The 11,566-nt window shown below is 67.9% G+C and carries 15 protein-coding genes; 13 read left to right on the forward strand and 2 right to left on the reverse strand.

The window, feature by feature from the left end; genetic code table 11:
* The first annotated feature begins 30 nt into the window (after positions 1-30).
* The 12 genes from VAE53_RS12135 to flgL all read left to right on the forward strand — a co-directional run bounded on the left by VAE53_RS12135 (position 31) and on the right by flgL (position 9,074).
* A complete protein-coding gene (locus VAE53_RS12135; RefSeq protein ID WP_322819633.1) occupies positions 31-1,110 on the forward strand; it encodes a hypothetical protein in 1,080 nt (359 codons plus the stop codon).
* A 277-nt stretch (positions 1,111-1,387) separates the two neighbouring features.
* Positions 1,388-2,047, forward strand: coding sequence for a PilZ domain-containing protein (locus tag VAE53_RS12140; protein ID WP_322819634.1), 660 nt, complete (start codon positions 1,388-1,390; stop codon positions 2,045-2,047).
* Positions 2,044-2,304, forward strand: coding sequence for a hypothetical protein (locus VAE53_RS12145; protein WP_322819635.1), 261 nt, complete (start codon positions 2,044-2,046; stop codon positions 2,302-2,304). The genes VAE53_RS12140 and VAE53_RS12145 overlap by 4 nt, the downstream gene beginning before the upstream one ends.
* Positions 2,305-2,323: 19 nt before the next feature.
* A complete protein-coding gene (locus VAE53_RS12150) occupies positions 2,324-3,067 on the forward strand; it encodes a FliA/WhiG family RNA polymerase sigma factor (RefSeq protein ID WP_322819636.1) in 744 nt (247 codons plus the stop codon).
* Positions 3,068-3,082: 15 nt separating this feature from the next.
* Positions 3,083-3,409, forward strand: a complete 327-nt coding sequence (locus VAE53_RS12155) for a hypothetical protein (protein ID WP_322819637.1) — start codon at positions 3,083-3,085, stop codon at positions 3,407-3,409.
* Positions 3,406-4,026, forward strand: coding sequence for a hypothetical protein (locus tag VAE53_RS12160; protein ID WP_322819638.1), 621 nt, complete (start codon positions 3,406-3,408; stop codon positions 4,024-4,026). Before VAE53_RS12155 ends, VAE53_RS12160 begins: the two co-directional genes overlap by 4 nt.
* The gene (locus tag VAE53_RS12165; protein WP_322819639.1) at positions 4,023-4,829 is read left to right on the forward strand and encodes a flagellar hook-basal body protein; all 807 of its coding nucleotides are present in this window, start codon (positions 4,023-4,025) and stop codon (positions 4,827-4,829) included. The genes VAE53_RS12160 and VAE53_RS12165 overlap by 4 nt, the downstream gene beginning before the upstream one ends.
* Positions 4,830-4,850: 21 nt before the next feature.
* Entirely contained in the window at positions 4,851-5,606 is a 756-nt protein-coding gene (locus VAE53_RS12170; protein WP_322819640.1) for a flagellar hook basal-body protein, read from the forward strand.
* Between the two features lie 31 nt (positions 5,607-5,637).
* Positions 5,638-5,955: a flagellar biosynthesis anti-sigma factor FlgM gene (flgM, locus tag VAE53_RS12175; protein ID WP_322819641.1), complete on the forward strand. Its 318-nt coding sequence runs from the start codon at positions 5,638-5,640 to the stop codon at positions 5,953-5,955.
* Complete coding sequence (locus VAE53_RS12180) at positions 5,952-6,428, forward strand: flagellar protein FlgN (protein WP_322819642.1); 477 nt, start codon at positions 5,952-5,954, stop codon at positions 6,426-6,428. The genes flgM and VAE53_RS12180 overlap by 4 nt, the downstream gene beginning before the upstream one ends.
* Positions 6,429-6,439: 11 nt before the next feature.
* Entirely contained in the window at positions 6,440-8,182 is a 1,743-nt protein-coding gene (flgK, locus tag VAE53_RS12185) for a flagellar hook-associated protein FlgK (protein ID WP_322819643.1), read from the forward strand.
* A gap of 4 nt (positions 8,183-8,186) precedes the next feature.
* Positions 8,187-9,074, forward strand: coding sequence for a flagellar hook-associated protein FlgL (gene flgL, locus VAE53_RS12190; protein WP_322819644.1), 888 nt, complete (start codon positions 8,187-8,189; stop codon positions 9,072-9,074).
* Positions 9,075-9,095: 21 nt separating this feature from the next.
* Here the strand turns inward: flgL and VAE53_RS12195 are convergent, their stop codons facing one another.
* Entirely contained in the window at positions 9,096-9,902 is an 807-nt protein-coding gene (locus VAE53_RS12195) for an enoyl-CoA hydratase-related protein (RefSeq protein ID WP_322819645.1), read from the reverse strand.
* A gap of 41 nt (positions 9,903-9,943) precedes the next feature.
* A complete protein-coding gene (locus tag VAE53_RS12200; protein ID WP_322819646.1) occupies positions 9,944-10,378 on the reverse strand; it encodes a hypothetical protein in 435 nt (144 codons plus the stop codon).
* 94 nt (positions 10,379-10,472) lie between these two features.
* Between VAE53_RS12200 and VAE53_RS12205 the strand changes: the two genes are divergently transcribed.
* The coding region (locus VAE53_RS12205) for an acyl-CoA dehydrogenase family protein (protein ID WP_322819647.1) at positions 10,473-11,566 on the forward strand (1,094 nt) is incomplete at its 3' end.

Here is an 11,566-nt window from a genome sequence, read left to right on the forward strand (position 1 = left end):
TCGAAGCCATCGGCAACATCGAGGTGAACGTTGGAAACGAAGCGCTTCATCGGTAACGACACCACGCGCCTCTTCGCCCGAATCCGCCGCGAACTCGGGCCCGATGCCGTCATCCTCTCCACCCGCTCCATCCACCGCCAGGGCGCAGCCCCCCTCGTCGAAATCCTCGCCGCCGCCCCGCCCGAGCCCGCCGATGCCCTTCCCCTCCACCTCCAAGAGGTCGTCCTCCAAGAGGCCATCCGCCGGGCCGAGACCGCCGCCGGCGTCACCATTGCCGACCTCGAAGAGCTCGCAGCCGCCGAAGCACCACCCGCCACCCCCCGCCAGCACCCCACCTACCAACCAGCCCCCCCAACACCCCTCCTCACCCCCCAAGACCAGATCGTCGAAGCGCTCACCCGCATCGGCTGGCAGCCAGCCACCGCCCAGATCGTCGCCGAAGCCGCCCCCACCGCCCGCGACGCCCGCGAGGCCCTCCGAGAGTGGCTCCACCAGAGCCCCGCCAGCTACCCCAGCGAAGGCACCACCGCCATCGTCACCATCCAAGGCGCCGAAGGCTCCGGCCGCACCACCGCCCTCCTCAAAATGGCGCTCGACTGCTCCGACGCCGGCCGGCCGGCCATGCTCGTCGCCGCCGACTCCGCCCGCGCCGGCGCCCACCACGCCATCCGCGCCTGCGCCGACGCCCTCGGCCTCCCCTCCACCGACGCCTTCGCCCCCGGCGACCTCGTCCGGGCCGTCTCCCGCGCCCCCCGCGGCACCTGCCTCTTCGTCGACTGCCCCGCTGGCAGCTGGACACCCCCACCCATCCCCGGCGTCGCCCACTTCCCCTACCTCGCCCTCCCCGCCCACTGGCAACCAGCCGCCGTCCGCGCCGCCATCCAAGACCTCCCCCTCGCCCGCTTCGCCGGCGCCGTCCCCACCGGGGTCGACCTCGCCCCCACCCTCTCCGGCGCCCTCGAACTCCTCGCCGAAACAGGCCTCGGCCTCGCCTTCCTCTCCGCCGGGCGCGACATCGCCGCCGGCATCGTCGTCGCCGACCCGGCCACCATCGCCGATGCCCTCCTCCCCACCGCCACCACAGCCCCCCACCTCGCAGCCTCCGCCTGAGCTTCTCGGTGGCCCAGCCGCCCCGGATCGGGGCAATCCCCTGCTCCGCCCAGGGAGCCCTCCGATGCCCACCCCCGCCCGGCCCCCCAACCATAGAACCACCGGGCCGTCCCTCCCTCGTCACCCTTGGCCGGGCGCGGCCCCCCTAACCTCCAAAAAGGCGGCACCCCGAATGCAACCGCTCGACCCCCCGTCACGAGCACATCAGGGAATCCCGCCATCCCTTCCCGGGAGTTAGCGAATGGGCGCCCGCGCCCCGCAGCCCAACAATCCCTTCATGGCCCAGGGGCTCCTCCCCGGAACCAGCATGCGAATCGAAGTCTCCTCGCGCGACGACGTCGAGACCTACGCCACGCGCATCGAAGACGTCGATGCCGAAAAAATCGCCATCCTCGTCCCCATGAAAGGGCTCCGCCCACGGCCACTCCCCGCCGGCACCCTCGTCCGTTCCGCCTACATCTTCCGCCAGAAACGCTGGCGCTTCGTCACCGAAGTCATCGGCCACAGCCCCGATGGCGCCTTGGAATACCTCCGCCTCCCCGCCCACATCGATTGCCACGAACGCCGCCGCAACTACCGCCTCCAGGTCGCCATCCAGCCCACCCGCATCTACCGCCTCGTCGTCCCAGCCGAAGGCGAACCCGTCAGCGAACAAGCATTCGACGGCACCATCGTCGACCTCTCCGAAGGCGGCTGCTGCATCGCCACCAAAGCCTTCGCCCTCCCCGGCGAGCGCCTCGGCATCGAAGCCACCCTCCCCGAGGCCGGCCACATCGCCGTTCGCGCCCGCATCGTCAGCGTCCGCGAACCCGAACGCGGCTACCGCACGCATCGCCTCCACTGCGAATTCCTCGAAATGCCCCGCGCCCAGCGCGACCTCATCGCCCGCTACCTCATGCGGCGCCAGCTCGAAATGCGCCGGAGGGGCCAACTGTGAACACCCTCCCACCCTTCACCATCGCCCGCTACGGCGTCTACCTCGCCCTCGGCGCCGCCATCGCCACCGTCTGGCTCGGCACCCGCGCCGGCTACCCCCTCGACCAGTCCCTCATGCGCGCCATCTTCACCTTCGTCCTCGTCACCGTCGTCGCCTTCGGCGCCGAAGCCATCATCCTCACCAGCCCGCCTCGCAGCCCATCCAACCCCCCCGAACCCCCGGCCGACGGCGAACATCGCCCCGACCACGGCGACTAACCCCTGAGGAGCAACCCGTATGGCCACCGCCAAAGCCTCCAGCGCCCCTCGCCTCGACGATCGCGAAGCCGCCATCCGCCAGTACGCCCCCCTCGTCAAATACGTCGTCGGGCGCCTCGCCATCGGCCTCCCCGCCATCCTCGACTACGAAGACATCCTCTCCTACGGCACCATCGGCCTCATCGAAGCCCTCGACCGCTTCGACGGCTCCAAAGGCGTCAAATTCGAAACCTACGCCATCTCCCGCATCCGAGGCGCCATCATCGACGCTCTCCGCTCCCTCGACCGCCTCCCCCGTTCCGTCCGCCAGAAAGCCCGCAAACTCGAACAAATTCACACCCAATTCGAACGAGAGCACGGCCGCGAACCCACCGACGAAGAAGCCGCCCAGCTCATGGGCCTCACCCTCGACCAATACAACCAGGCCCTCGTCGATGCCTCCTGGGTCACCGTCTCCCTCGATGGCCTCCTCGACCGCGACAACAACGAAGAAGGCACCGCCCCCACCGAACTCCCCGCCGACCCCAACGCCGAAGACTTCACCGAACGCCTCGAAAAACGCCAGCTCCTCCAGGCCCTCACCGCCGCCATCAAAACCCTCCCCGAGCGCGAGTGGCTCATCATCAGCCTCTACTACCGCGACGAAATGACCATGAAAGAGATCGCCCAAATCCTCGAAATCTCCGAATCCCGCGTCTGCCAGCTCCACGGCCGCGCCCTCGGCCGCCTCCGCGCACGCCTCGCCCGCGAACGCAACCCATAGCCCGGGAGCCCACCCATGACCGACGTCATCGCCCTCCTCGCCATCTCCCAGCTCACCACCCTCGGCGCCCTCTTCTACCTCCACCTCCAAGTCCAACAGCTCAGGCGCGACACCCGCCCCGTCCGCCGTACCCAGCCCCCGGCATCCCCAGCCCCCGGCATCCCCGTGCGTGGCGCCGCTCTCCGCCGCACCGCCAGCGCCGCCTATGCCGCCACACCGCACCCCCCGCGCGACCCCAACCACGCCAACCCCTCCCTCGACATCGCCGAGCTCGCACGTCGCATGCACCGGAGCGAAGAAGAAGTCCGGCTCCTCCTGCGCCGCAAAGGGATAGCTTCATGACCAACCTCCCCCGCCTCGTCGTCGCCCTCGCCGCCGCCCTCATCCTCCTCCTCGCCGCCACCCCGGGCGCCAGCGCCAACGGCGTTCCCCAGCTCGTCAAACTCACCTACCTCGAAGGCATCTCCAACTTCGGCCCCCGCAACGCCGAAGGCGTCCTCGAATTCTCCTTCTCCGAAGCCTACGCCCGCGTCGACGTCAAGAACCTGCCCCCCACCGAAGGCTACACCTACGAAGGTTGGCTCACCGGCGGCGCCTCCACCCCCTACCGCGTCGGCATCGTCTCCACCCGCCCCGATGGCATCGGCCTCCTCGAAACCCGCCTCCAAGACCTCACCTCCTACGACTACAACCTCTTCGTCATCGCCGCCCGGCCCGCCAACGACCAAACCACCACCCTCCCCACCACCCTCTCCATCGCCGGCCGCTTCCAAGTCATCGACAACGACGGCCGCAGCCCAGCCGGCGACGTCCGCCCCGGAGCCCTGCCCGATACCGGCCAAGCATCCGGCCCCACCACCACCCAGCGCATCGCCCGCACCGCCTTCACCATCCTCGCCCTCGGCGGCATCGCGTTCGTCGTGCTCCGCCTCACCCTCGCCCGGAGGCACACCCCATGATCAAAGGTCTCTACACCGCATTCACCGGCATGGAAGCCGCCTGGCGCTACCAAGACGTCCTCGCCAACAACATCGCCAACGCCAACACCATCGGCTTCAAACGCGAAATCGCCGCCCTCGCCCCCCTCGGCGACGTCCTCATCTCCCAACAGGCCCCCGTCCCCGCACCACTGCCCGCTCGCATCCAAGCCGTCATCGGCCAGATCGGCACCGGCAAATTCATCGCCGAATTCGCCACCGACTTCCAGCCCGGCATGCTCCGCCAGACCGGCCAAGAGCTCGACCTCGCCCTCACCAACGGCTTCTTCACCATCGGCTCCAGCACCCGCGACGCCACCGGCAACCTCAGCTACGCCAACGCCTACTACACCCGCGACGGTCGCTTCCAACGCGACGCCGATGGCACCCTCGTCACCGCCGAGGGCTACCACGTCCTCGACACCAATGGCCAACCCATCCGCCTCCCCGGTGAGCCCGTCACCATCACCCCCGATGGCATCATCCGCGACACCGCCGGCCAAGAAATCGCCACCCTCCGCATCGTCGATTTCGCCCCTGGCGCCCTCCTCCGCGCCGGCGAAGCCCACTTCCAGCCCGCCCCTGCCCAGCCCGAGAACCAGGGCCAGCCCCCCGTCGGCGGCCCCGGCCTCCGCCAGGGATACCTCGAATTCTCCAACACCAACCTCGTCGAAGAGCTCACCTCCCTCCTCGCCGTCCAGCGCGTCTACCAAGCCAACCAGGCAGTCCTCGCCCGGCTCGATACCACCCTCGACCAGGCCGCCGGCGAACTCGGCCGCCTCTAACCCGAACCAAGGACCATCGCCATGCCCACCATCCTCGCCGCCGCCGCTAGCGGACTCGTCCACAACCAAGACATCCTCGATACCGTCGCCCACAACCTCGCCAACCTCAACACCGGCGGCTTCAAGGCCATCCGCGCCCTGCACCAAGGCCGGCCCGAGCCCCCCGCCGGCCCCGACACCGGCCGCCTCGGCGTCGCCCTCACCACCCGCGACCTCCTCCTCGAAACCGCCGCCCTCCTCGCCAGCGATTCCCCCCTCCACGCCGCCATCCAGGATGGCGCCTTCTTCATCGTCCGCGGAGAAAACGGCCAGCCCCTCTACACCCGCTACGGCGGCTTCCAGCTCGACGCCGAAGGCACCCTCGTCGACCAAGCCGGTCGCATCGTCCCCGGCGTCGATGGCGAGCCCCTCCAGCTCCCCCAGGGCTGGACCGACGCCGCGCTCGACGCCACCGGCACCCTCTCCGCCATCGACGAAAACGGCCAACGCCAACCCATCGGACGCCTCCAAGTCGCCCGATTCGCCAACCCCGCCGCCCTCGAACTCCTCGGCCAGGGCCTCTACCAGCCCACCGCCAACACCGGCGAGCTGGTGGTCGGCACCCCAGGGGATGAGGGTTTCGCCCCATTGCGACCTGGCACCCTCGAAAGCTCCAATGTCGATATGGCCCAGGAGTTCGTCGCCATGCTCGTCGCCCAGCGGGCCTACAGCGCCTGCGCCAAGACCTTCGCCGTCGGCGACGCCATGCTCGAACTCGCCACCCGCATCACCCGCTGACGCCACCCTTACCGCCAAGGAGGCACCCCCAATGGCACGCATCGACGGACTCAACCTCGGCGGTACCCACCTCGACCGCACCGGCGCAGCAGGCGCCCCCGGCCAGGCCACCGCCTCGCCCACCACCGACTCCGCCAACAACGCACGCGGGCCCCAAGACGTCCTCACCCTCTCCCCCCGCGTCCGCCTCATCGCCGAAGCAGCTCGCGCCGTCGCCGAATCCCGCGACGTCCGCGCCGAAAAAGTCGCCGCCCTCAAAGCCGCCATCGCCAACGGCACCTACACCTCCAACGCCCGCGAAATCGCCGCCCGCCTCCTCGCCAATGGCCTCCTCGGAGACCTCCCGTGAGCGCACAGGTCTACGCCCACCTCCTCGACCTCCTGCGCGAAGAAGAACACCTCCTCGGCCAACTCGTCGCCCTCGCCCGCGAAGCCCAACGCGCCCTCGTCGCCTCCGACTACCCCGCCATCGAAGCCACCGCCGCGCACATGCTCGAAGCCGCCGGCCGCATCGAAACCCGCAGCGCCGAACGCATGAATCTCCTCAGAACCATCGGCCAAGAAACCGCCACCCTCGACCAGATCGCCACAAGTGCCGAAAACCTCGGTGTGCAAGGCCTCCACGAGATCCGCGAGCGCCTCCTCACCCAGGCCGCCCACCTCCGCGACCTCCAAGAAGCCAACGCCCGCCTCGTCCTCGGCGCCATCCGCATCCGCGAACGCTGGGCCGCCATCCTCGCCGGACACCTCTCCCCCACCTACAGCCCCCAAGGCCAAACCACGCTCCAGGAAGGGAGCGGCATCGTCTCCCGCACCGCCTGAGGTACCGCCCCATGGCCCTCTCCGTCGGCCTCGATACCGCAGTCAAAGCCCTCCGCGCACACCAGCTCGCGGTCGACGTCGCCGCCCACAACATCGCCAACGCCCAATCCCCCGGATACTCCCGCCAGCGCGTCCTCCTTCGCCCCATCGGACTCGAAGGCGCCGCCTGGTCCTCCCGCGATAGCCTCCTCGGCAAACCAGGCTTCGGCGTCGACGCCCGCGACGTCAACCGCATCCGAGACATCTTCCTCGATTACCAAACACGCCAAGCCACCTCGTCTCGCGGCCAACACTCCGCCTTCGCCACACCGCTCCGGAACGCCGAAGCCGTCCTCAACGACCCCTCCGATGAAGGCCTCGCATCCCTCCTCGCCAAATTCTGGGGCGCCTGGCACGACGTCGCCAACGAACCCGAATCCTCCGCCGCCCGAACCGCCCTCGTCCACGCCGCCCAGACCCTCACCGTCCGCCTCCAAGCCGCCTACTCCGAAATCGACCTCCAACGCCGCAACCTCAACCAGCAAGTCGCCGCCCTCGGCGAAGAGATCAACACCTACGCCCGCGAAATCGCCAACCTCAACCTCCAAATCAAACAAGTCGAACTCAACGGCGACCGCGCCAACGACCTGCGCGACCGCCGCGACCTCCTCCTCGACCAGCTCGCCCAAGTCGCCAGCATCCAATACAGCGAAGCCGCCACCGGCGAAGTCTCCATCTACCTCGGCTCCCACGAGCTCGTCTTCGGTACCACCGCCCGCACCATCGTCACCACCCAAGACCCCTCCGACCCCACCATGGTCAAGCTCACCTGGCAAATCGACGGCTTCGACGTCATCGCCAACAGCGGCAAACTCCAAGGCGTCCTCGCCGCCCGCGACCAAGCCCTCCCCGACCTCCTTCGCAAACTCGACACCCTCGCCGGAGGGCTCATCTCCGGCGTCAACACCCTCCACCAATCCGGCTTCGGCCTCGACGGCACCACCACCGGACTCCCCTTTTTCACCGGCACCGACGCCAGCTCCATCGCCGTCAACCCAACCCTCATCGCCGACCCCCGCAAAGTCGCCGCAGCCAGCGCCCCCGGCGCCCCCGGCGACGGCTCCAGAGCCCTCGCCATCGCCCGCCTCCAACAGCAGCCGAGCATGGTCACCGGACTCCCCAACACCGACCTCGTCGTCGGAGAAACCATCCGGACCGGCGTCACCCTCGCCGGCCTCCAAGTCGCCCCCTCCCTCCCGCCCGGCCAATACACCATCGTCGAAAACCCGCCCGCCTCCGGCACCCTCGAGCTCCGCGACGCTAACAACACCGTCGTCGGCACCGCCACCACGGCCCCCCTCTCCGCCCCGGGCGGCACCATCCAGTTCACCAGCGGCACCAACATCCTCGCCACCCTCACCGTCACCATCGCCACCCCGCCCGGCACATGGACCCCCGCCGACCAAGTCACCGACCTCACCGCCGCCACCAACGACACGTTCCAGATCGTCCACGCCTCCCCCACCGATTACTACAGCAACATCGTCTCCGTCCTCGGCGCCGATGTGAACCGCGCCATCGGCATGGAACAATCCGCCTCCCTCCTCCGCGACCACCTCGACACCGCCCGCCAATCCGCCCAAGGCGTCAACATCGACGAAGAAGTCACCAACCTCAACGCCGCCCAGCACGCCTACAACGCCGCCGCCCGCGTCATCACCGTCATCGACGACATGCTCGACACCCTCATCAACCGAACCGGCGTCACGAGGTAACCCCATGCGCCTCAGCGAACAATCCCGCGTCCAGAACCAAATCACCTACCTCACCAACGCCGCCGAGCGTATGGACCGCGTCCAACGGCAGCTCTCCACCAATCGACGCATCGACCGCGCCAGCGACGACCCGACCGGCGCCGCCCTCACCATGCAGTACCGCCAGGCCATCGCCTTCGAAACCCAAATGCGGCGCAACATCGCCTACGGCACCGCCTTCCTCGATACCACCGAGGCCGCCCTCGGCAGCGCCACCGAAGTCCTCCATCGCGTCCGCGAACTCACCGTCCAGGCCGCCAACGACACCCTCGGCCCCACCGAACGCCAAGGCATCGCCCGCGAAGTCAACCAGCTCGTCGAACAGCTGGCCCAGATCGCCAACACCACCTTCGGCGGCGTCCACATCTTCAGCGGCCACAAAACCGACACCCCCGCCTACCTCGTCACCGGCACACCCCCCACCCAGATCACCTGGCAGAACGGCACCGGCCAACGAGAAATCCAAATCTCCGCTGGCGAAACCGTCCCCATCAACCTCATCGGCCAAACCGTCTTCGGCAACCTCTTCGACCGCCTCCTCGCCCTCCGCGACGCCCTCCAGACCGGCTCACCCGGCGCCCAAATCAACCCCTACCTCGCCGACATCGATGCCGGCCTCGACCGCGTCCTCACCGCACGCGCAGAAGTCGGCGCTCGGCTCAACCGCCTCGACGCCACCACCTCCCGCTCCGAAGCGACCGACACCAACCTCCAAGAGCTCCGCGCCGGCATCGAAGACATCGACATCGCCGACACCATCGTCCGCTTCACCGCCGCCCAGAACGCCCTCCAGGCCGCACTCGGCGCCATCGGCCGAACCTCCAACCTCACCCTCCTCGATTTCCTCCGCTGAGCCCCCGCCCGAGCCGAACCATCAGTACCCCTTGAACTGCGGCTCCCGCTTCTCCACGAACGCCCGCGGCCCCTCCCGCGCATCCTCCGTCGACTGCGCGATGAACATCGCCATCTGCGCCATATCCAAATGCTCATCGAACGAAATATTCGCCGAACGGTAGACCAGCTTCTTCGAAAGCTGCACCGCCACCCCCGGCCCCTTCGCGATCTGCCGCGCATACTCCCTCACCCGCGGCAGCAGCTCCTCCGGCTCGTAGACCGCCAGCACATAGCCAATCTCCAGCGCCTCCTGCGCCGAGATCATCCGCCCCGTCCAAATCAAATCCAACGCTCGCTGCGTCCCCACAACCCGCGGCAGCGTATAGCACCCCCCATCCCCCGGAACCAGCCCCATCCGCACGTACGTCATCCCCATCCGCGCCGTCGAAGCAGCGAACCGGATATCCGCCATCGTCGCCATATCCATCCCCGCACCCGCCGCCGCCCCGTTGATCGCCGCAATGTACGGCTTCTCTAGCTGAATCAGCGCCCGCGGAATCGGATGCACACGGTCCCGCAAACTATGGCGCCGATCCGCCACCGTCGCTTGCGACCGCAGCACCCCCTGGCCCCCGGCCTCCGCCGCCACATTCATCCCACTACAAAAGCCACGCCCGGCCCCCGTGATGATGATCGCACCCACCCCACGATCCTGATCCGCCCGGCGGATCGCATCCGCCCACTCCGACAACATCAGATCGTCGAACGCGTTCAGCCGCTCCGGCTTGTTCAGCGTGATCGTCGCCACGCCATCCTCGACATCGTAGAGGATCGATTCGTACTCCACGGCATCCCCCGGGAAAGAGCGTTCCAGCCTACCGCGCGATTCTACCCGCCGCCCGCCGCGAACGCTCGGACCGCCTCCAGCACCCGCCACATCTCGGCATCCCGCTCCAGCGGCAACACCGGCTCCGGCACCTGGATGCCCCGGAACGCCTCCACCACCTCCCGATGGTCGTCCACCACGAAATCCGGCCAGACCGGAATGCCCAACTCCCGTAACCGATTGTGGTGGTCCGTCAACGGCTTCCAAAAACAGTCCGCGATGTGCTCCTCCAACGAAAACCGCCGCACAACCTCCCAGCGCGGCCCCATCCCGCTCCACAAATACACCGTGTGCCCATCCCCCCGCAGCGCCTCGAACACCTCCCGCACCCCGGGCCGCAACTTCACATCCCACGTGATGATCGTATTGTCCACATCGAAAAACACATTCAGCCGCCGCCACCCACCTCTACCTATCGCCCGATACTCGCCGGTCATTCGACCGCGAATCCTACCCCATCCGCTCACCTGCGCCAGCGCCTACCCTGCAGTAAGCTAACTTCGCATACCGCGTGCCCGAGGAGGAACCCTCATGGAATTCAAATTCACCGCCGAACACGAAGCCCTTCGCAAAGAAGTGCGCGAGTTCCTCGCCGAGGCCCTCCCCCAGCGCGGCACCGGCCCCGTCCGGCCAACCTCCCAAGAAAACTGGGAAGAACAACTCGCCTTCAACAAAAAACTCGCCCAAAAAGGCTGGATAGCCCCCGCCTGGCCAAAAGAATACGGCGGCCTCGGCTGGAGCCACATCAACCAAATGATCTTCAGCGAAGAGCTCTCCTACGCCGGCGCACCCGATGGCGGCCGCGTCTTCAACGTCGGCATGATCGGCCCCACCCTCATCGTCCACGGCACCCCCGAGCAGAAAGCCGAACACCTCCCTCGCATCACCAACGCCGAAGTCATCTGGTGCCAGGGCTACTCCGAACCCGGAGCCGGCTCCGACCTCGCCTCCCTCCAAACTCGCGCCGTCCGCGACGGCGACGACTACGTCGTCAACGGCCAAAAAATCTGGACCACCGGCGCTCACCACGCCGACTGGTGCTTCCTCCTCGTCCGAACCGACCCCGATGCCCCCAAGCACAAAGGCATCTCCTTCCTCCTCGTCGACATGAAAACCCCGGGCATCACCGTCCGCCCGCTCGTCAACATGGCCGGCTACCACGAATTCAACGAAGTCTTCTTCGAAGACGTTCGCGTCCCCGTCCGCAATCGCGTCGGCGAAGAGAATCGCGGCTGGTACGTCGCCATGACGCTCCTCGACTTCGAACGCTCCAACGTCGCCTCCATCGCCGCCAACCAACGCCAGCTCGAACTCCTCATGCAGATCTGGCGCCAACGCCGCAGCGGCGAATCCTACCGCGACATCCTCCGCCATCGCCTCGCCGACCTCTGGATCGCCAACGAAACCGGCCGCATGCTCGCGTATCGCATCGCCTGGATGCAAGAAGCCGGCCGCATCCCCAACTACGAAGCATCCGTCATCAAAATCTTCGCCACCGAACTCGGCCAGCGCATCACCAACTTCGGCGTCAACCTCTTCGGGCCCGCCGGAGCCCTCGAACCCGATTCCAAATACGCCATCGCCAACGGCGTCTTCGAAAAAGGCCACCTCGTCAACGTCGCCCC

The organism is Tepidiforma sp. (genome assembly GCF_034432735.1).
Classification (GTDB): Bacteria; Chloroflexota; Dehalococcoidia; order Tepidiformales; family Tepidiformaceae; genus Tepidiforma.

Bases quoted from the DNA above. Each gene is read 5' to 3' on its own strand.
- VAE53_RS12140 (WP_322819634.1), top strand. From the start codon at position 1,388: ATGGCCCAGGGGCTCCTCCCCGGAACCAGCATGCGAATCGAAGTCTCC.
- VAE53_RS12150 (WP_322819636.1), top strand. From the start codon at position 2,324: ATGGCCACCGCCAAAGCCTCCAGCGCCCCTCGCCTCGACGATCGCGAA.
- VAE53_RS12155 (WP_322819637.1), top strand. From the start codon at position 3,083: ATGACCGACGTCATCGCCCTCCTCGCCATCTCCCAGCTCACCACCCTC.
- VAE53_RS12160 (WP_322819638.1), top strand. From the start codon at position 3,406: ATGACCAACCTCCCCCGCCTCGTCGTCGCCCTCGCCGCCGCCCTCATC.
- VAE53_RS12165 (WP_322819639.1), top strand. From the start codon at position 4,023: ATGATCAAAGGTCTCTACACCGCATTCACCGGCATGGAAGCCGCCTGG.
- VAE53_RS12170 (WP_322819640.1), top strand. From the start codon at position 4,851: ATGCCCACCATCCTCGCCGCCGCCGCTAGCGGACTCGTCCACAACCAA.
- flgM (WP_322819641.1), top strand. From the start codon at position 5,638: ATGGCACGCATCGACGGACTCAACCTCGGCGGTACCCACCTCGACCGC.
- flgK (WP_322819643.1), top strand. From the start codon at position 6,440: ATGGCCCTCTCCGTCGGCCTCGATACCGCAGTCAAAGCCCTCCGCGCA.
- flgL (WP_322819644.1), top strand. From the start codon at position 8,187: ATGCGCCTCAGCGAACAATCCCGCGTCCAGAACCAAATCACCTACCTC.
- VAE53_RS12200 (WP_322819646.1), bottom strand. From the start codon at position 10,378: ATGACCGGCGAGTATCGGGCGATAGGTAGAGGTGGGTGGCGGCGGCTG.